The 20091-nt window shown below is 67.2% G+C and carries 14 protein-coding genes; 11 read left to right on the top strand and 3 right to left on the bottom strand.

Going from position 1 to position 20091, the window contains the following annotated elements; translation table 11 throughout:
- Positions 1 to 199 precede the first annotated feature (199 nt).
- The 5 genes from XBLMG947_RS16910 to XBLMG947_RS16890 all read left to right on the top strand — a co-directional run bounded on the left by XBLMG947_RS16910 (position 200) and on the right by XBLMG947_RS16890 (position 8401).
- Entirely contained in the window at positions 200 to 2536 is a 2337-nt protein-coding gene (locus XBLMG947_RS16910; RefSeq protein ID WP_083993196.1) for a YadA family autotransporter adhesin, read from the top strand.
- A gap of 56 nt (positions 2537 to 2592) precedes the next feature.
- Positions 2593 to 4545, top strand: a complete 1953-nt coding sequence (locus XBLMG947_RS16905; RefSeq protein ID WP_065469777.1) for a S8 family serine peptidase — start codon at positions 2593 to 2595, stop codon at positions 4543 to 4545.
- Between the two features lie 212 nt (positions 4546 to 4757).
- Positions 4758 to 6341: a TonB-dependent receptor plug domain-containing protein gene (locus XBLMG947_RS23775; protein WP_139074419.1), complete on the top strand. Its 1584-nt coding sequence runs from the start codon at positions 4758 to 4760 to the stop codon at positions 6339 to 6341.
- Positions 6305 to 7288, top strand: a complete 984-nt coding sequence (locus XBLMG947_RS23770; RefSeq protein WP_083993194.1) for a TonB-dependent receptor domain-containing protein — start codon at positions 6305 to 6307, stop codon at positions 7286 to 7288. Before XBLMG947_RS23775 ends, XBLMG947_RS23770 begins: the two co-directional genes overlap by 37 nt.
- Before the next feature lie 102 nt (positions 7289 to 7390).
- The gene (locus tag XBLMG947_RS16890; RefSeq protein ID WP_065469776.1) at positions 7391 to 8401 is read left to right on the top strand and encodes a phospholipase C/P1 nuclease family protein; all 1011 of its coding nucleotides are present in this window, start codon (positions 7391 to 7393) and stop codon (positions 8399 to 8401) included.
- Positions 8402 to 8525: 124 nt separating this feature from the next.
- On the opposite strand, the gene XBLMG947_RS16885 is transcribed toward XBLMG947_RS16890, so the two are convergent.
- On the bottom strand, positions 8526 to 9806 hold the full coding sequence (locus XBLMG947_RS16885) for an MFS transporter (RefSeq protein WP_065469775.1): 1281 nt from the start codon (positions 9804 to 9806) through the stop codon (positions 8526 to 8528).
- A gap of 110 nt (positions 9807 to 9916) precedes the next feature.
- Here XBLMG947_RS16885 and XBLMG947_RS16880 point away from each other — a divergent pair, with 110 nt between their 5' ends.
- Positions 9917 to 10789 (top strand): LysR family transcriptional regulator, encoded by an 873-nt coding sequence (locus XBLMG947_RS16880; RefSeq protein WP_065469774.1) that lies wholly within the window; start codon positions 9917 to 9919, stop codon positions 10787 to 10789.
- Positions 10790 to 11018: 229 nt separating this feature from the next.
- On the opposite strand, the gene XBLMG947_RS16875 is transcribed toward XBLMG947_RS16880, so the two are convergent.
- Both XBLMG947_RS16875 and XBLMG947_RS16870 read right to left on the bottom strand, forming a co-directional pair.
- Positions 11019 to 11825 (bottom strand): TatD family hydrolase, encoded by an 807-nt coding sequence (locus XBLMG947_RS16875; RefSeq protein WP_065469773.1) that lies wholly within the window; start codon positions 11823 to 11825, stop codon positions 11019 to 11021.
- A gap of 182 nt (positions 11826 to 12007) precedes the next feature.
- Complete coding sequence (locus XBLMG947_RS16870) at positions 12008 to 12925, bottom strand: LysR family transcriptional regulator (protein WP_065469772.1); 918 nt, start codon at positions 12923 to 12925, stop codon at positions 12008 to 12010.
- Positions 12926 to 13051: 126 nt separating this feature from the next.
- Between XBLMG947_RS16870 and XBLMG947_RS16865 the strand changes: the two genes are divergently transcribed.
- The 5 genes from XBLMG947_RS16865 to XBLMG947_RS16845 all read left to right on the top strand — a co-directional run bounded on the left by XBLMG947_RS16865 (position 13052) and on the right by XBLMG947_RS16845 (position 19692).
- A complete protein-coding gene (locus XBLMG947_RS16865; RefSeq protein WP_065469771.1) occupies positions 13052 to 14104 on the top strand; it encodes an aromatic ring-hydroxylating oxygenase subunit alpha in 1053 nt (350 codons plus the stop codon).
- A gap of 17 nt (positions 14105 to 14121) precedes the next feature.
- Positions 14122 to 15078, top strand: a complete 957-nt coding sequence (locus XBLMG947_RS16860; protein WP_065469786.1) for a PDR/VanB family oxidoreductase — start codon at positions 14122 to 14124, stop codon at positions 15076 to 15078.
- A 368-nt stretch (positions 15079 to 15446) separates the two neighbouring features.
- Entirely contained in the window at positions 15447 to 16760 is a 1314-nt protein-coding gene (locus XBLMG947_RS16855) for an NCS2 family permease (protein ID WP_065469770.1), read from the top strand.
- A gap of 127 nt (positions 16761 to 16887) precedes the next feature.
- On the top strand, positions 16888 to 18432 hold the full coding sequence (locus tag XBLMG947_RS16850; RefSeq protein ID WP_065469785.1) for an adenosine deaminase family protein: 1545 nt from the start codon (positions 16888 to 16890) through the stop codon (positions 18430 to 18432).
- A gap of 144 nt (positions 18433 to 18576) precedes the next feature.
- The gene (locus XBLMG947_RS16845) at positions 18577 to 19692 is read left to right on the top strand and encodes a nucleoside hydrolase (RefSeq protein WP_065469769.1); all 1116 of its coding nucleotides are present in this window, start codon (positions 18577 to 18579) and stop codon (positions 19690 to 19692) included.
- The last annotated feature ends 399 nt before the right edge of the window (positions 19693 to 20091 follow it).

Below are 20091 nucleotides of genomic sequence, written 5' to 3'. Positions count from 1 at the left end.
CCGTCGCAACCACACCGCCACACTGCGCCAGCGGAGCCGTAGCCAGCCGAGTGGCCGCAGGTGGAAAAGGCGTTGCCCCGGCGGTCGCATGCGGTGAGTCTAGCGTGAGCCACGCAGAAATCTTCGCGCATTGATCGACGAAAACCTGGCTGACTTAATCGGGCATAAATCCCCCGACGCAGCTGCCCAGGTATCCCATATGTCTTCGCCACGTCCGCTGCCGGCGCCATGCTCGCGCCTTGCCGTTCGCATCTTTCCGAAATTCTCTTACAGCCTGTTGACCACCGGCCTGTTGCTGGCCCTGGCCAGCTCCGCCGCGTTTGCGCAGACAGCCCCGACACCTGCGTCTGCGTCTGCGGCAGCCGCAGCCGCAGCCGCAGACGACACCACCGCCATCGCGCCAACCGACGCCACCGAGTCGACCGACGCGCAGACGGCCACCGACAAGGCACTGCCGCTGTCGGCGCAAGCCGCCGAGCCCTACTTCCAGGCCGAGGGGCTCAACGATGGCAGCGACAATGCCGCAGCCGCCGGACAGCGCGCGGTGGCGATGGGCGCGCGCGCCGATGCGAGCGGTGGATTCTCGGTCGCGGTTGGGCACCACAGCACCGCCTCGGCCGATGCCGCCATCGCCATGGGCGACGGCGCGGTGGCCAGCGGCGTCTCGTCCATCGCCATCGGCGGCAGCTTCTTCGGGAGCGGTTCTTCCGACGCGCAGGGCGCCACCAGCACCGGCTTCGGCGCACTGGCGGTGGGCACCTACGCGCAGGCCAGCGGCAGCAACGCCGCCGCATTGGGCTGGGCGTCCAGTGCCAGTGGCGGCAGCGCGCTGGCCGTCGGCACCTCGGCCGGTGCCAGTGGGCAGTACGCCACCGCGTTGGGCAGTTCCGCCGTTGCCGATGCCGAGCAGTCACTGGCCTCCGGCTATGCCGCCAGCGCCAGCAACGTCGGCGCGATCAGCCAGGGCGGTTTCAGTTCGGCCTCGGGCTTCTTCAGCGTTGCCATCGGCTACGGCGCCGCCGCCAACGGCGATGGCGGGATCGCCATCGGCGATGCCGCCTCGGCCGCCGGGCAGCAAAGCGTGGCCATCGGCGCCAGCAACGCCAGCATTCCCGCCCAGGCCAATGGCCTTGGCAGCACCACCGTCGGCGCGGGTGCATGGTCGCTGTCGGACTACGGCACCGCCGTGGGTTTCGATAGCCATGCCGATGCCGAACTGAGCATCGCCATCGGCGCGCACGCCATCGCCGCCAGCCTGAGCAGCGTGTCCCTCGGCGACAGCGCGCTCGCCGCGGGCGACTACGCGCTGGCGCTGGGCTCGATCGCCAGCGCCAACGGCAGCGGCGCGGCGGCGCTGGGCAGTGGCGCCACCGCGCTGGGCGACACCACGTTGGCAGTGGGGTTCAACGCGTCGGCGCTGGCATCCAACAGCGTCGCGCTGGGCGCCGGCTCCTCCGCCGAGCGCGTCAACAGTGTGGCGTTCGGCAGCGAAGGCGCCGAACGCCAGCTGACCCATGTGGCCGCCGGCACTGCGGCCACCGATGCGGTCAACGTCTCGCAGTTGCAGAGCATCGCCACCGCGCTCGGCGCCGGCTCGGTCCTCGACAACGGTGTGCTGGTCGGCGGCACCTACGTGATCCAGGGCACCCGCTACGCCAGCGTCGGCGCGGCGATGACCGCCCTGGACCAGGCACTGGACGGGTTGGACACCATCGGCGCAGGCGCAGGCGCAGGCACGGTTGCGGTGGGCGGCGGCGGCCAGGCGCAGATCGGCGTCGGCACCAACGCGGTGGCGATCGGCCCCAATGCCACCGCCAATGGCGAGAACGGCATGGCGGTGGGAACCCGCGCGCTGGCCTACGGCCCCAACGACACCGCGCTGGGCGCCAATGCGCGCGTCAATGCCGACGGCAGCACCGCGGTGGGCGCCAACACCAGCATCGCCGCCGCGGCCACCAATGCGGTGGCGGTGGGCGAAAGCGCCAGCGTCAGCGCCGCCTCGGGAACCGCCATCGGCCAGGGAGCGGCGGTGACCGCCGACAACGCGGTAGCGGTGGGCCGCGCTGCGGTAGCCAACCGCGCCAATACGGTGTCGGTGGGCAGTGCCGGCGCAGAGCGCCAGGTGGTCAACGTCGCCGCCGGCACCGCCGCCACCGATGCGGTGAATGTGCAGCAGATGCAGGCCGCAGACGCCGCATCAGTGGCCACGGCCAATGCGTATACCGACAACCGCATCGACCGCTGGGACACCAACCTGAGCGCATTGCGCGAGGACACCGACCGCCGCTTCCATCACCTGGACCAGCGCATCGACCGCATGGGCGCGATCGGCGGCGCGTATGCCGGCATGGCGACCAACACTGCCGGCCTGTCCGGCGCCAACCGGGTCGGTGTGGGCATCGGCTCGCAGGGCGGCGAAAGCGCGTTGGCGGTGGGCTATCAGCGTGTACTCGGCAACCGCGCCAGCGTGTCCATCGGCGGCGCGGTCGCCGGCAACGAAAAAAGCGTGTCGGCCGGCGCCGGCTTCAGCTGGTGAGCCGTCTGCCCGCCCTCGCCCGCCTGCTCCCATCGACTTCTTCCAGAGACTTCCTCATGTCGACCTCTCGTTCGTCCCTGGCACCGACGCTGCTGGCGTTGTCGCTGAGCCTGGCGCTGCCCGCCGCCCACGCGCAATCGGCGCCTGCGTCATTGTCGGTCCTCACCACTGGCACCCAATCGCGTCTTTACGACGGCCTGATCGTCACCTACCGCGACGGCAGCACCGAACGCCGCGACGCCAGCGCAGCGGCCGCCCGGTTGAACACCATCATGGCCGCGCCCGCCACCCGCACGCAGTGGTCCAGCCATTACCGCCAGAGCGCGCCCAACCTGCAGCGGGTGCGCCGGCTGGCGATCGGCGCCGATCTGGTGCGTCCCAACCGTCGCCTCAACCAGGCCCAGCTCGACAGTGTGATGCGGGCACTGAAGGCCGATCCGTCAGTGGCGCACGTCGAACCGAACCTGCTGCTGCAGCCGATCCGCAGCACCACCAACGCCACCGCCAGCGCAGTGGCGACGCCGAACGATCCGGGCTTTACCATGCAATGGCATCTGCGAGCGCCCGACGGGCATCTGGAAACGCTGGCACCGGACACCGCCAGCTATGCCAACCACGGCGGCATCGATCTGCTGCCGGCCTGGCAGTACGGCGATGGCGCCGGCATCGTGGTGGCGGTGATCGACACCGGCATCACCCGGCACCCGGATCTGGACCTGTCGCTGGCCGATGCCGGCTACGACTTCACCAGCAACGCCCTGATTTCCGGTCGCGCCACCGATGGCCGGGTGGCCGGCGGCTGGGACACCGGCGACTGGACCAGCGACGACAAATACCTGGCCAGCAATGGCGGCTGCGCACAGCCGGGCCAGCAGTCCGACAGTTCCTGGCACGGCACCCACGTGGCCGGCACCATCGCGCTGCTGAGCAACAACAATGTCGGCATGGTGGGCATCGCGCCCAAGGCCCGGATCCTGCCGATCCGCGCGCTGGGCCATTGCGGCGGCAGCACCGCCGACATCGCCGATGCCATCATCTGGGCCTCCGGCGGCAGTGTCGCCGGCGTGCCGGACAACCCCAATCCGGCCGAGGTCATCAACATGAGCCTTGGCGGTTCCGGCACCTGCAGCAGCGACACCATCACCGCCCAGGCCATTGCGGCCGCCATCGCGCGCGGCACCGCCGTGGTGGTCGCCGCCGGCAACGAGGGGATCGATGCGGCCAGCTCCACACCTGCCAGTTGCCCCGGCGTGCTCAACGTGGCGGCCACCGGCATCACCGGCAAGCGTGCGTACTATTCCAGTTACGGCAATAGCGTGACCCTGGCGGCCCCGGGTGGCGGCGTGTACCCGGACGACGCCGCGAGCGGCACCGTGGTCCGTGTCGGGCTGGTCTGGTCCAGCCTCAATCGCGGCACCCACGCACCGGGCGAGCCCAGCTATGCCGGCTACTCCGGCACCTCGATGGCATCGCCGCACGTGGCCGGTGTCGCGGCACTGGCGATCAGCGCCGCCATCGCGCACAACCAGCCGGTGCCGACACCGGCCAGGCTGCGCGAAATTCTGACCCAGACCTCGATCCCCTTCCCGGTCAAGCCAACGCTGCGTATCGGCGCCGGCATTCTCAATGCCAATGCCGCCGTCGCGCGGGCGGCCGGCGTCACCAGCGGTGGCGGCGAGGAACAGGCGGTGTTGCTCACCCGCGGCGCGACCGTCACCGCCGTGAGCGCGGCCGCTGGCGAAGGCCCGCTGTACCGGCTGGACGTGCCGGTCAATGCGCGCAATCTGCAGATCCGCACGTTGTCCGGCCGTGGTCAGGTCAAATTGTATGTGCGCACCACGCGCGCGCCCGGCGCCGACGGCAGCGATGCCGACTACAGCTCGACGCGCTCCGGCACCACCCAGAACGTGCAGCTGGCAGCGCCAGTCATCGACAGCTACTTCATCCGCGTGATTGGCGGCACAGGCGGCTATCGCAACCTCACGCTGATGGCGAACTACGCGTTGTAGTGCGCCTGGCGAGGTTGCGTGTTGCCGCGCGCGCCTGGATGCACAGGACAGGTGCATCGCGGCATGCGCTCGGCACTCCGGCTCCCACAGGTCGGGTACGCATCACGGACGATGACGCCGGATCGCCCATCTGGCGTGATCCGGCCACACGCAACGTGCCGGACACATCGCGCTGCGACGGTGGGCGGCTCCCTCGCTGCCCCCAACCCGCCATGCCCTACACCCACACCCGGACCCTCTCCGGAGTGCGTCGTGCCGTGTTGCGTCGTCCGCTCGCGGTCGTTCTTGCACTGACTCTGACGACTCCCGCGCTTGCGCAGGAAGCCGCACCCTCCACGCCTGCCACGCGCAAGAGCGAGGACGGCATCTTCTCGCTGGACCGCATGATCGTCACCGGTGCCGGCCAGGCCCAGAATCAATTCGATGCCTCGTATGCGATCACTGCGCTGAGCGCCGAGCAGATCGACAAGCTGGCCCCGCTCAACCTCGCCAGCCTGATCGGCTCGATGCCCGGCATCTATGCCGAATCCACCGGCGGCGAAGTGCAGAACGTCTACCGCATCCGCGGCATTCCCGACGAAGGTTCGTTTGCGGTGATCCAGGAAGACGGCATCAGCCCCTATCCGGACAACAACGGCTACTTCTACAAGACCGAAGGCCTGGTGCGCCCGGACCTGATGGTCGAATCGGTGGACACCGTGCGCGGCGGGCCCTCGCCGATCTTCGCCTCCAATGCTGCGGCCATCGTCAATTTCGTCACCCGCCAGGGCGGCGACACGCCCGAAGGCGCGGTGCGTACCACCGTCGGCGACACCGGGCTGTATCGGCTCGATGGCTATTGGTCGGGCAAGCTGGCCGACGACTGGTATCTGGCGGCCGGCGGCTTCGTGCGCCGCAACGACGGTTACCGCGATGTGGGCTTTCCGGCCGACGAGGGCGGACAGTTCCGCATGAACCTCACGCACACGCTGGAGCACGGCAAGCTGACCTTCACAGCCAAGCATCTGGACGACAGGAACGCGTTCTACATGCCGATCCCGCTGTACGACCCGCGCAACACCTCGCGCTCGCTGGACCCGTTGATCGACCGCTTCACCGGCACCTTGAGCACCGCGCAACTGGAGCGCGCCAGCATCGTGTCCAGCGATGCCGACGGCGCACCGCAACGGGAATTGCGCGACCTGTCCGACGGCCGCCACATGACGTTCAACCATCTGGGCGCCAACCTGGACCTGGCGTTCGACAACGGCTGGAGCCTGTCCAACAAGGCCATCGTCAATCGCCTGGTCATGACCTTCGACGCGCTGTATTCCAGCAATGCGCCGCAGGATGCAAACACGTATGCCAACAGCCGCCGCGCCGCCGCCAGCGCTGCGTTTCCCGGCCTCACCTCGCTGGGCTACGTCCACACCGACGATGGCAGCCGCTTCGCTCCGGCCAGCACCGACGGCCTGGTGATCCAGGGCCAGTACCGCGCGATGAATGTGCGCGCCGATTCGTTCGCCGACGACCTGCGCCTGCACCGCCGCTTCGATTGGGGCGGCGACAGCCACGACATCACGCTGGGCGTGTACGGCGCCTATTACGCGCGCTCCTACAATTCGGGTTACCAGAGCTATCTGTTCGAGATGCGGCAGAACCCGCGCACCATCGACCTGCTCGGCTACGACGCCGCCGGCAACGTGGTCGGCGGCGTGACCAAGGACGGCGTGGTGATCTACGGCGCCGACCGCGCACCCAGGGCAAGGCCTACACCAGCATGCTGGCGCCCTACCTCGCCGACACCTGGCAGGTGACCGACACGCTGCGCCTGGAAGGCGGCGTGCGTCACGAGCGCTACCGCTATCGCGCCTGGAACATGGCCCGCCCCACCGGCAACCTGGGCATGGCCGACACCCTGGCCGACGATGCCGCGCGCCTGTTGACCGGTGCCCGCGACCACACCGCGCTGGACGTGGGCGTGACCAACTGGACCGCCGGTTTCAACTACGACATCAACCCGATGGTCGGCATCTACGGCCGCGCCTCGCGTGCGCAGCGCGCACCCAGCGAGGGCGCCAACGAAGGCAATGTCAACATCCCCACCGCCGACCAGTTCGAGTTGGGCACCAAGCTCAACTTCGACACCCTGGACGTCTTCGCCACCGCCTTCTATACCAAGTACGACCCGTACAACATCGGCACCAGCGCGGTGAACCCGCAAACCGGCGCAGCCGAATCCAAGGACTACCGCGGCAGCGTCACCAACCCCGGTATCGAACTGGCGGCGGTGTGGACGCCGGCGCAGTGGCTGCGCTTGGACGCCAACCTGACCTACAACGACACCAAGGTCTCCGACCTCACCGAAGTGGTGGCCAATGGCGCGGTGGCGGTGGTCGATGTGGACGGCAACATGCCCAACCGGCAGCCCAAGCTCTACGGCAATGCGGGGCCCACGGTGCTCTTCACCACCGGCGCGTTCGATTGGGAAACCTCGTTGCGATACGCCTATGTCGGCAAGCGCTACGCCGACCTGGAGAACACCACCGTACTGGCTGCTTACGACACCTTGGCGGCCAACATCCTGGTGCGCAGCGGGCCGTGGGATGTGCAGTTGTCGGTCGATAACTTGACCAACACCTTCGCATTGACCGAAGGCAACCCGCGCACCGACACCATCTCCGGCCAGGGCACGCGCGCGCCGATCTACGGTCGCCCGATCTACGAACGCAACACGCGGCTGGTGGTGACGTACCACTTCTGAGTGCGCTGACGTCGATGCGCTGCATCGTTCGATGCCGGCACTCCACTTTCTCGATGCATCGCCTGCAGCGCGCCCGACGCGCTGCAGGCCACAAGGACCACCATGACACCTTCCCGTCTTGCCTGTGCGCTGCTGGTTGCAGCAGCGACGTGCTCCGGCAATGCCGCCGCCTGGGGCCACCGGGCGCATGCCGCCATCGACACCGCCGCCGTGCAGGCCTTGCCCGACGACGGCCCGGTCTTCCTCAAGCGGTACGCGCAGGTAATTGCCGACGGCGCCACCCTGCCGGACGGCTGGCGCAGCGAAAGCGAGCCGTTTCTCAAGATCGACGAAGACCCCAACCACGGTTGGTTCCGCGAGCAGTTCGCCTTCATGCAGCACCCGCCGCGCTCGCGTTACGCCTTCGTGCTGGCGCTGTACGACGAACAACGGCGCATCGCCCAACGCGACCCGCAACTGGCGCAGCGCATGAACGTCCGCTGGGCCGGCACCCTGCCCTACGCAGCCACCGAAGGCTACGAACGCATCGTGGCGACTATGCGGCAACTGCGCACGCTGCGTGCCAAGGGCCAGGACACCGGCGAACTCGAACGCACCTGCGCTTTTCACGTGAGCTGGTTTGCGCACTACATCGGCGATGGCGCGCAGCCGCAGCACGACAGCATCCACCACGACGGCTGGCAGGGGCCAAACCCCAATGGCTACAGCACCGACCCGAAGGTGCACGGCAAGTTCGAAAGCGACTATGTCGAAAAAATCGCGCTGACTCCGCAGGATCTGCTGACCCGCATGCCAACCGTTGCGCATCAACAAGGCGATGTGTTCGAGCAGATCCTGGACTTTCCCGCCATCGGCACCGGCCGCGTCGAGCAGGTCTACCGCCTCGAAAAAGCCGGCGCCTTCGACGATGCCTCCAGCACCGATGGGCGCGCGATGGTCTATCGCACCGCCGGCGATGGCGCGGCGATGCTGCGCGACCTGCTGGTGCGCGCCTGGCGCGAAAGCGCGCTGCAACCAGAAAAATCCACGCGGCCGCGCAGCATGGACCCCAGCCATCCGCAGTACGACCCGGCGACCGGATCTGCACCCGCCGGCAGATCGCCAACGGCGTAAGCACCGATGGCGACATAGCTCCGGCGCCATCGGCGTGCCGCAGTGCGCGTCGGCCACCGGGCGCTATGCGTCTCGGCCACGCCTGCAGCCGATCGAACGCCAGAGCGAACCCGGGCGAGCCGCATCACTCGCCGCGCGCAGGATGCGGCGCAAACCGACCGTAGGGACGTGCATCGTCGGCGCGTTGGCGCAGCACATAGGCCGCCGCAAAGGCGATCGCCAGCAAGGTCAGGCACATGCCGACCAGCGCGCCCCAGCCGCCGTGTTGCCAGAACCAGCCGCCCAGCGCACCGATGACGCTGGAGCCGGCGTAATACGCCAGCAGATACAGCGATGCCGCATGGCTGCGATGCACACCGCCGAGCCGGCTCACCCAGGCGCTGGCAGCCGAATGCGCAATGAAAAAGCCGATCGTCACCAGCACGATACCGGTCACCACCACCGCCAGTGCGTGCGCCAGGGTCAGCGCCACGCCGAGCACGCACAGCACGATGCCGGTCGTCACCACCGGTCCGCGCCCGAAGCGGTCCGACGCCGCACCGGCCACCGACGAACTGACGATGCCGAACACATACGCGCTGAAGATCATGCCGATCTGGCTCTGGCTCAAGCCGAACTCCGGCCCACCCAGACGAAAACCGGCGTAGTTGTACAGGCACACGAACACGCCCATCAACAGGAACGGCAGCGCGAACAGAAACGGCAGATTGCGATCGCGCAGATGCCCGGCCCAGGCGCGCAGATGGAAGCGCAGATTGATGCCGTGCCGGCGCACGAAGTTGCGCGACGGCGGCAGCAACCAGAAGAACGCCAGCGCACACAGCAGGTCGAACACGCTCAACACCGCCAGTGCGGTGCGCCAGTCATAGTGATCGGTCAGCACGCTCATCACGATGCGCCCGCTCATACCGCCGAAGGCATTGCCGGCCACGTACAGGCCGGTGGCCGCACCCATCTTGTTGGCCGGCAATTCTTCGCCCAGATACACCATCGCCACCGCCGGCACCCCGCCCAGCGCGATGCCGGACAAGGTGCGCACCAGCACCAGCGCGCCCCAGTGCGGCAGGAAGGCGGCGATCAGGTTGAGCACCGCCGCGATTGCGATCGACACGAACATCAACCCGCGCCGGCCCAGGTTCTCCGACACTGCGCCGGCGCAGAAGATCGCCAGGGCCAGCGCACCGGTGGCCAGCGACAACGGCAGCGAGGCGGTGGCCGCGTCCACGTTGAAGGCGCGCGCAAACTCGGGGAGCACCGGCTGCACGCTGTAGAGCAGTGAGAAGGTGGCAAAGCCGGCCAGAAACAGCGCCACACGAATGCGCAGCGCTGCAGTCGCGACGGCGCTGGCCTGGGCCAGAGCGGTTGGGTCGGGCAGCGGAACCGGGCGGCGATCGGTGGAAGACACGGGTGCGCACTTGAGACGTGGGAGGCAAGTATTCGCCCGGACCACCCCCCTGTCCAATATATGATGGTGTCAGTTGCCATATGTGGAACAGATAGACGGAGCTACGTCATCTGCGCTATTTCCTGGCGGTTGCCGAAGAAGGCAACTTCACCCGTGCTGCCGCGCGCGTGGGCATTGGCCAGCCGCCGCTGAGCCAGCAGATCCAGACCCTGGAACGCGAACTGGGCACGCCATTGTTCCGGCGCACCCACAGCGGTGCCGAACTGACTCTGGCCGGCGAGGCCTTCCTGGTCAAGGTGCGTCGCGTGCTCGCCGATGTGGAGCGCGCTGCGGAAACCGCACGGCGGGTGGCGCGTGGCGAATCCGGCCGGCTGCGCCTGGGCTTCACCGCCTCGGCCGCGTTCAGCCCGGTGGTGCCGCGCTTGATTCGCGATTTCCGCCGCAAGTGGCCGCACGTGGAGTTGCTGCTGGAAGAGACCAATACCGCCAGCCTGCTGATCGGTCTGGCCGAAAGCCGCCTGGATGCGGCCTTCGTGCGCTACGGGCTGAGCACGCCATCGGATTTGCAGCTGCTGCGCTTTGCCGACGAGCCGATGAAGATCGCCGTCCCCGCCGCGCACCCCCTGGCCACGCGCGACAGCGCACCGTTGGCAGCGCTGGCTGGCGAGCCGTTCATCCTGTTTCCGCGCAGCTTCGGCTCGAGCCTCTACGACGAAATCCTGGCCGCCTGCCGCGACTCCGGCGTGACCTTGCGCATCACCCAGGAAGCGCCGCAGATGTCGTCGATCATCAACCTGGTGGCCGCCGAACTGGGCGTCTCGGTGGTACCCGCCTCCACTGCGCAGTTACAACGGCCCGGCGTGCGCTATCTGGATATCGAAGGCCATATGCCGCTGGCGCGGCTTGCCCTGGCTGCCGCGCCGGGTGCATTGGAGACCACACCGTTGGTGCGGCATTTATGGGCGCTGGCGGACGTGCTGTGAGCCAGCAGGCTCTGACCCACCCAGCGCGCACCGATCGCATGAGCGCCCGCGTGCACGACATGGCGCCCCCAAGAGCGCCCGCGTCGCGCCCCACGCCATCCGCACGCACGGCGTGACCTTAACCGCGATGGAGGTCGTGCAATACCTTCTCCTTGCGCCGCATGCGCTCGCCTTGCGTCTTCGCCACCTGTTGCTGCCCTGCCTCGATCCCGACCTCAGCCTGCGCTACTCATGACGCGACTGCAGGCTCCGGCAAGCGGAAGAACGCACGCGCCGCGGCCGTGCTGTTGGCGGCGGTCACCGCGAGGTCTTCGCCACGATCGCGCGCCAGTTCTTCGACGATATGCGCCAGGAACATCGGCTCGTTGCGGCGGTCCTTGGGCATCGGCTTGAGCGTGCGCGGCAGCAGGTACGGCGCATCGGTTTCGATCATCAAGCGGTTGGCCGGGATGTTGCGCACCAACTCGCGTAGATGCGCGCCACGACGCTCGTCGCACAGCCAGCCGGTGATGCCGATGTAGTAATCGCGGTCCAGATAGGCGAACAGTTCTTCGCGCGTACCGGTGAAGCAATGCACCACCGCCGCCCCCAGCCTGCCGTCGAAGCTGCGCATGATGGCGATGAAGTCCTCGTGCGCATCGCGCTGATGCAGGAACAGCGGTTTGCCGTTGTCGGCGGCCAGCTGCAGCTGGCGCTCAAAGGCCTTGTGCTGCGCCGGGCGTGGGGCGAAATCGCGGAAGTAATCCAGCCCGCACTCGCCCACTGCGACCACCTGCGAATGCGCTTGCAAGGTGCGCATTTCCGCCTCGCATTCGGCAGTGAATTCCACGGCGTGGTGCGGATGCACGCCGGCGGTGGCGTACAGAAATCCGGGGTGTTGCTGCGCCAGTTGCAGTGCCAGCGGCGAATGCTCGCGGCTGGCGCCGGTGATCACCATCTGTGACACCCCTGCTTCGCGGGCGCGTTGCAGCACCGCGTCGCGGTCGCGGTCGAAGGAGTCGTGGGTGAGGTTGGCGCCGATATCGATCAACTGCATGTTGCGGGTGTCGTGTGGGGGTGAGCCGGGTAAGTGTAACGAGCGGGGGTCTAGCTCCGCTGAGCATCCCTGCTCCCGCAGGCGGGGGAAAGCAGCGTCTCGCTTCTCCCACAGGCAGGATAAGGCGGCATCTCTCTTCTCCCGCCTGCGGGAGAAGGTGCCGCGCAGCGCCGGATGAGGGGCTAGCCCACCACCGGCACCACCATCGCATCGATCTTCGCCGCCAGCGCCTGGATCGCCAGTTGCGCCGAGCGCGAGAGTTGCCGTTGCGGGGCCACGCACAGCGCCAGCGTCATCGGCTTGGTCAGGTGCTGGCGAAACGGCACGAACGCCAGGCGTCCATCGGCTACATCGGGCGCAGCGTCCAGCCACGACATCAACCCCACGCCGGCACCGGCGCGCACCAGGCCGCGCAGGGTGCGCACGTCGTTGCAATGGGTGAGCCGCTTCACGTCGATGTGCTGGCGCTGGTACAGCACCTTGGCGTGCTCGCCCACGATCAGCGGCGCGGCCGGCAGCAGCAGGCGGTGTTCCAGCGTCTCGCTCAGCTGTAGCTCGGTGCGGGTGCTCAGCGGGTGACCGACCGGCATTGCAATCCCCAACGGAATGTCCGCAAACGCGCGCACCTCCAGGTCCACGCTGCTTACCGGGTCCAGCAGCAGACCGATGTCCACATCGGCGGAGGTCACCATTTCCATCACCCGCTGGTTGCGCGCGGTGGAGAGGTTGAAGGTGATGCCGGGGTACTCCTGCACCAGCGCCGCCACCGCCGCCGGCACCACGCCCTCGCTGAGCGCGTCGATCATGGCGATCTCCACATGCCCGCGGCGCAGGCCCTTGAGCTCGTCGAAGCGCTCCAGGGTGCGTGCATACGCCTTCTCCCAGCCGCGCACATCCACCAGCAGCAGTTCGCCGGCGGCGGTCAGCCGCAGCCGGCCGGGCAGGCGTTCGAACAGCTGCGCACCCAGCTCCTCCTCGGCCTTGAGGATCTGCCGGTCGATCGCCGAGGCCGACACGTGCAACACCTCCGAGGCCTTGCGGATGCTGCCGCAGCGGGCCACTTCGATGAAGTAGCGGGTGAAGCGGGAGAAGGTCAGCATGCGGCGGCGCTCGGTTGGCGTTGCATTTTTTGCAATGGTTTGGCGGAAAAACGATGTTTGATCACACACTCCCGGCTTCCTAGAGTCAATCGGGCACCACTCCCGCCTCACGCCAGAGACTGCCCCATGGATGTCGCCGTCCCCGCCCTGCCGCTGCACTGCACCTTCGAGGCCGCCGACTGGCAGCGTCTGGCCCAGCACTGGCACGCGGTGGCGCTGAGTAGCGAGGTGGGGCAGGCGCCGTTCAAGGCCACCCTGCTGGACGAGCCGCTGGTGCTGTACCGGCTGGGCGAGGAGCTGGTGGCCGCGCGCGATGTCTGCCCGCACCGCGGGGTGCCATTGAGTATGGGCACCGCCGACGGCGGCGGCGTGGTGTGCGCGTACCACGGCCTACGCTTCGGCGCAGGCGGGCGCTGCAATCACATCCCGGCCAGTCCCACGCAGAACATCCCGGCCAAGATGCGCCTGCACACCTATGCAGTGGCCGAGCGCTACGGTTTGATCTGGGTATGCCTGGCCAAACCGGCGGGCGTGAACGATGCGGAAATACAGATTCCGCCGATGCCGGGTTGGGAGGAAGACGGCTTCCAGCGGATCGTGTGCCCGGCCTTCGACATCGGCGGCAGCGCGGCGCGGCAACTGGAAGGCTTCATCGACGTGGCGCATTTCGCCTTCGTGCACACCGCCACCTTCGCCCAGCCGGACAAGCGCGAAGTGCCGGCCTATACCACCACCGAAACGCCAACCGGTTTCAACGCCGATTACCTCAGCAGCGTGGCCAACTATTCGGTGGACATGCCGCTGCCGGACGTGGACCCCAACTTCCAGTGGCTGCGGCATTTCGAGGTGCATCTGCCGTTCACCGCCACGCTCACCATCCATTTCCCGGTACCGGGCAAGCGGCTGGTGATCATGAATGCCGCTAGCCCGGTGTCCAAGCACATCACCCGGCTGCTGGTGCCGATTGCGCGTAATTTCGATACGCATCTGCCGGTGGAAGACGTGCATGCGTTCAACCTGCGCGTGTTCGAAGAAGACCGCGCCATGGTCGAAGCGCAGCGGCCCGAATACCTGCCGCTGGACCCGCTGCTGGAGGTGCATATCCCGGCCGACCGCAGTTCCATCGCCTATCGCCGTGGGCTGCGCAGCCAGGGCTATAGCGACTTCTTCCTGCGTTGACCGCCAAGGAGCGCGCCATGAGCCTGCATGAAGTGCGTGTTGCCGACGTCGTCGATCAAGGCCATCGCCAACGCGCGATCCGGCTGGAACCGGTCGGCGCGGAATTGCCGGCATTCGAAGCCGGCGCGCATGTGGACCTGCATCTGCCGGATGGGTTGATCCGCCAGTATTCGATCGCCAGCGCGCCGCATGTGCGCGATCACTATCTGCTGTGCGTCAAATTGGCCGATGCTTCGCGCGGCGGCTCGCGGCATCTGTGCGAACAGCTCGCACCCGGCGATCGTCTGCGTATTTCGACACCGCGCAACCTGTTTCCACTGCATCCCGGCGATCGCCATGTGCTGCTGGCGGCCGGCATCGGCATCACCCCGCTGCTGTCGATGGCCGAAGCGCTGGAAGCGCGCGGGGAGTCCTTCGTGCTGCATTACTACGCGCGCCGGCATGCGGATGTGGCGTTTTCGCAGCGGCTGCAACAAGGCTTTAGACATGGACAGGTGCACCTGCATCTGAGCGACGGTGGGCAGAGCCCACGCGTGCATGTGCCCGAGGAATTGGGCCAGGCGCGTGCGCGCGACCAGTTGTATCTCTGCGGGCCGGCGGCCTTCATGGACCACTTCACCGTGCTGGCGAAGGCGCATGGCTGGACGGCGGCGCAACTGCATCGCGAACACTTCGCCACCGCGCCTGGTGTTACCCACGATGCCGAGAGTGCCTTCGACGTGGAGCTGGCCACCAGCGGCCGCGTAGTGCAGGTACCGGCCGATTGCAGCATCGCCAGCGCCCTGCTCGATGCGGGTATCGAGGTGGCGCTGTCGTGCGAACAAGGCATGTGCGGCGCCTGCCTGACCGGCGTGCTGGCTGGCACGCCGGATCACCGCGACAGTGTGCTTAGCGATACCGAACGCGCGGCCAACCGGCAGATGACCCTGTGCTGCTCGCGCAGCCGCACGCCGCGGTTGGTGCTGGATCTTTGAACGCTGTCTTTGAGATGCGACTGTGCTTGTTCAAACCTCGCGCTGTCTGGTGATTCGCTTGCGTACGCCGCTGACGCGCAACCGACGGCGCCATCCGACCGCATCCACGCTGCGCTGCACGCCCAGCCCTTGCACATACAGCGCGACACTGCGCGATGTCCCCGCCTGACAATTCTGCGCTGCTTTTTTTGTGAGTGGCTCTTGCACCGCAATCCGTGCCCGCTATCCGTGGCAAGCGCAGCACAACAGGTCAAGATAAGCACCCCGCATGCGTGCGCTACCACCGCACGCTGTCCCGTATTGATGAGATATCTGCCGATGTTCGTTTGTCCTGCCGTCAATCGGCTCCACCGTCAGAGCACACGCTGATGCGCTGGCCTGGCTTCGCGCTCGCCGCCAACGGCAGCACGGTTCGCACCGAAGTGCTGGCCGGTGCCACCACCTTCCTGACGATGGCGTACATCGTCTTCGTCAACCCCGACATCCTGACCACCACCGGCATGGATCACGGCGCGGTGTTCGTGGCCACCTGCCTGGCCGCCGCACTCGGCTCGCTGTTGATGGGCGTGCTGGCCAACTATCCCATCGGCATGGCGCCGGGCATGGGCTTGAACGCGTTCTTCGCCTTCAGCGTGGTCGGCACGCTGGGCTACAGCTGGCAGCAGACCTTGGGGCTGGTGTTCGTTTCCGGCTGCATCTTTTTGCTGCTCACCGTCAGCGGTGCGCGGCGTTGGTTGGTGGATGGCATTCCGCCCACCTTGCGCAGCGCCATTGCAGCCGGTATCGGCTTGTTTTTAGCCTTGATCGGACTACAGAAAGCCGGGTTGGTGGTGGCGCATCCGCAGACCTTGCTGACGTTGGGCGATCTGCACCAGCCCGAGCCGCTGCTTGCGCTGGCCGGATTGCTGCTGATCGGCGTGCTGGAACTGCGCCGCGTGCGTGGCGCCATGTTGCTCGGCATTCTGGCGGTGACCGTGGCCGCGCTGGCACTGGGACTGGTGCAGTACGCAGGCGTGCTGTCGCTGCCACCGAGCCTGGCGCCCACCTTGCTGCAGCTGGACATCGTCGGCGCCCTGCATGGCCAGGGCGGCAGCGGCGCGCTCGCTGCGGTGCTGCACGTGGTGCTGGTGTTCGTGCTGGTGGAGATGTTCGATGCGACCGGCACGCTGATGGGCGTGGCACAACGCGCCGGCCTGCTGCACACGCCTGCACAGCACCGCCAGTTCGACCGCGCGCTGCTTGCCGACAGCACCGCCATCCTGGCCGGCTCGCTGCTCGGCACCTCCAGCACCACCGCCTATGTGGAAAGCGCGGCCGGCGTGCAGGTGGGCGGGCGTACCGGCCTCACCGCGCTGGTGATTGCCGCCTTGTTTCTGCTTGCCCTGCTGTTTTCGCCACTGGCCGCGATGGTGCCGGCCTACGCCACCGCACCGGCGCTGATCTACCTGGCCTCGGTGATGCTGCGCGAATGCACGCAGATCCGCTGGGACGATGTGGGCGAGGCCTTGCCGGCCGCCCTCTGCATGCTGGCCATGCCGCTGACCTATTCCATTGCCACCGGACTGGCGTTCGGCTTCATCACCTATGCGGCGCTCAGGCTCGGCAGTGGGCGCTGGCGCGGCGTGCACCCGGCCACCTGGGCGATCGCGGGGTTGTTCGTGCTGCGCTATGCGCTGGAATGACCCGCGCCTCCATGTGCGCTGCGCCTACTGGCAGGCGCGCAAGCGGCTGGCCGCGCGCCACGCTGCAAGGCAAGCTACAGCTTCATTGGCGGTCGCACGCCACCGCACCTCTTACCGAGCGTCCTGCATGCCCACGCTTCACCGCTGCCTGCTCCTGAGCATGTGCATTGTGTTCCCTACCCTCGCGCATGCCCGCCCGCCGTCCGCATCTGCGCAACAACGCGAACAACAGGTGGCGCACTTGTTCCGTACTGCGGCCGAGCAACCGGCGCAGTTGCGCACCTGGCTACAGGCCATGCCGAAAGGTGGTGATTTGCATAACCACCTCTCCGGGTCGGTGTATGCCGAGCAATACCTGCAATGGGCCAGCGAGGATGGCGCTTGCGTGCAACTGGACGATCTGAGCCTGCGCGCGCCGCCATGCGGTGCCGGCCGTGAACCGGCAAATGGCCTGGCTGCACGCAACGCTGCGCTGTATGGACGGGTGGTGGATTCCCTATCGATGCGCAACTTCCTGCCCGGCCCGGCGCCATCGAGCGGCCACGATCAGTTTTTCAGCACCTTCGGCAAGTTCGATGCGGTGGTGCGCACCCGCGTTGCCGACACCGTCGCCGCGGTCCTGGAACAGGCCGCACGCGACCGCGTGCCGTATGTGGAAATCATCGCCAACCCACCGCAGATGGATCAGGCTGCCAAGCGCATGCAAGCCTCGCCGTGGAAGGGCGAGGACGATGCAGCCAATCTGCACGCACTGCAGGCCGATCTACCGCCACTGGTGCATGCCGCGCAACGCGACCTCGCCGACGTCGATGCTCAGGTACGTGGTGTGCTGCGGTGCGACCAGGCCGATGCGCGTCCCGGCTGCAAGGTCGATTACCGCTACGTTGCCTATGTGTTGCGTGTGCTGCCGCAACCGATGGTGTTCGGGCAGATGGCGCTGGCGCATGCGCTGGTCGCTGCCGGCGGCAGCCGCGTGGTGGCGCTGAACATCGTCGCGCCGGAAGATAACCCAGTGGCACTTGCCGATTACGCACGGCATATGGCGATGTTCCGCTTCTTCGCAACGCGCTACCCCGGTGTGCCGCTGTCGCTGCACGCCGGCGAGCTGGCGCTGGGACTGGTGCCGCCGGTGCAGCTACGCTCGCATATCCGGCAGGCGGTGGAGGCGGGTGCGCGCCGCATCGGTCACGGCGTGGATCTGCCCTATGAAGACGATGCCGATGCATTGCTGCAACGCATGCGTCGTGAGCACATTGCGGTGGAGATCAACCTCACCAGCAACGATGTAATCCTCGGCGTCAAGGGAGCCGCGCATCCGCTGGCGATGTATCTGCGTGCCGGCGTGCCGGTGGTGTTGTCGACCGACGATGCCGGCGTCTCGCGCGCGGACATGACCCACGAATACCAACGCGCGATGCAGGAACAAGGCATCGACTACCCCAGCCTCAAACAACTCGCCCGCAATGGTCTGAGCTACAGTTTCCTGCCAGGTGCCAGCCTGTGGAGTGCCGAAGGCATTCCTGCACCGGCCTGCGCCACGGCACTACAGCGCGAGACGGATGACGCGGCCTGTCGCGACTTCCGCAAGAGCAGCGAAAAGGCGCGCCTGCAATGGCAGCTGGAAACCGACCTGGCGCAGTACGAGCGTACGTTGCTTGCGCAGCGTCGCTAGTGCCGATGCGCATCACACAGGAGCACTGGCGCGATGCTGCCTCACCGGTAACGCCAGACTGCACGCGGACGCGCTCCGACAGCCTCGCAATCGCTACATGGCTTCCCATCGCCCCGATGCATCCCCTCCGATCGCCGGACACCAATGACCGATTCTTTCGCTGTTCTGCCCAAACGCCGCGTCATTCTCGAAGACGATATCGACGGCTTCACGCCCGCGCAGCTGCTGCTGTTGCAATCGCCCGAGGTCGAGGTACTGGGGATCAGCGCCGTGAGCGGCAACATCTGGCGCGATGAAGTGCTGGCGCACACCTGCCGCCTGCTGGAGCTGGCCGGCCATCCGCAGATCCCGGTGCTGCCCGGCCCGGTGCATCCGCTGCTCAACAGCGAGCTGGCCACCGAACGCTGGGAAGCGCTGTACGGCAAACTCGTCTGGAAAGGCGCGTGGACCAAACACTGGGTGGAGGGCGACACCGTGCAAAGCGCGCCGCGCTATCACGCGCACGATGTGGTGCCCGATCTGGCGCTGGGCAATCCCAGCGCAGTGCGCGCATCCGATGAACCGGCCGCGTTGTTCATGCTGCGCATGGTGCGCCAATACCCGGGCGAGGTGAGCATCGTTGCCACCGGCCCGTTGACCAATCTGGCCCTGGCGCAATCGTTGGACCCGGCCTTCGCCACGTTAGCGCGCGAGCTGGTCTACATGGGCGGCAGCCTCAACCCGCGGCAGCAGCGCAACAGCGTGAGCGCACAGCAATTCGCGCGCGAATTCGTCAACTCCCCTCGGCGCGAATTCAATCTCCGCTGGGACCCGGAAGCGGCCAGCATCGTCATGCGCGCACCGTGGCGCCAGATCACCATGGTGCCGGTCGACCCATCCACGGCCACCGAACTCACACCCGAGTTGCTGGCGCGCATGAGTGCTGCCGACACCACGATCGGCCACGCACTGCGCCGCCGCGAACCGGGCTTTCCGATGTGGGACGAGCTGGCCACCGCAGTGTGGCTGCACCCGGAGTTGGCAATCCATACCGAAACGCTCTATATCGACACCAACACCGCCTTCGACGCCGGCTATGGCGATATCGTGTCGTGGGCACCGGGGTATCAGCCAGGGCTGGGCGAGCAGGCGCAGACGGTGGTGCATACGGTGGATGTGCAGGCATTCGAGCAACTCTTGATTGACCGACTCACTGCGCCGCAACCGCCGGCGGTGGGGCTGCCGCTCCCCCTTCTCCCTTCGGGAAAAAGGGCCCCGTAGGGCGGATGACAGTGCTGCGCTGATTGGATAGCCCGTAAACAATGTGGAAGCGAATGCCTGACACATCTCCAACTCGTGGGGCACCCTCACCCCAACCTCTGCTCCACGCTCCGGCCCGCGCTAGCAGCGCGGGCGCTCCAAGTCACGCGCGTCAGTGGCGCGCAAGCCGTGCCTTGCCGCCCCGGCAGGAGAGGAGCCAGTGACAGGGGCGGCCAGCCTGAGAAAAAACGACGACCCATGCCGCTTTCGCGTGTTAGATCCAATGCAAGAAGCCGCACACACGCTGTCCTTGCAGTACCAGCTCGTGCTTCAACGGTTCACGCGCTCCTTGCAGCAGCGTGGCATCCAGCTTCCCACGCAGTAGCAAGCACATTTACGCTCCCTGCACGCTAGCAGCAA

The sequence above is a fragment of the Xanthomonas bromi genome, assembly GCF_900092025.1.
In the GTDB taxonomy this organism is placed as follows: Bacteria; Pseudomonadota; Gammaproteobacteria; order Xanthomonadales; family Xanthomonadaceae; genus Xanthomonas; species Xanthomonas bromi.
This window is presented reverse-complemented; position numbering and strand designations above follow the sequence as displayed.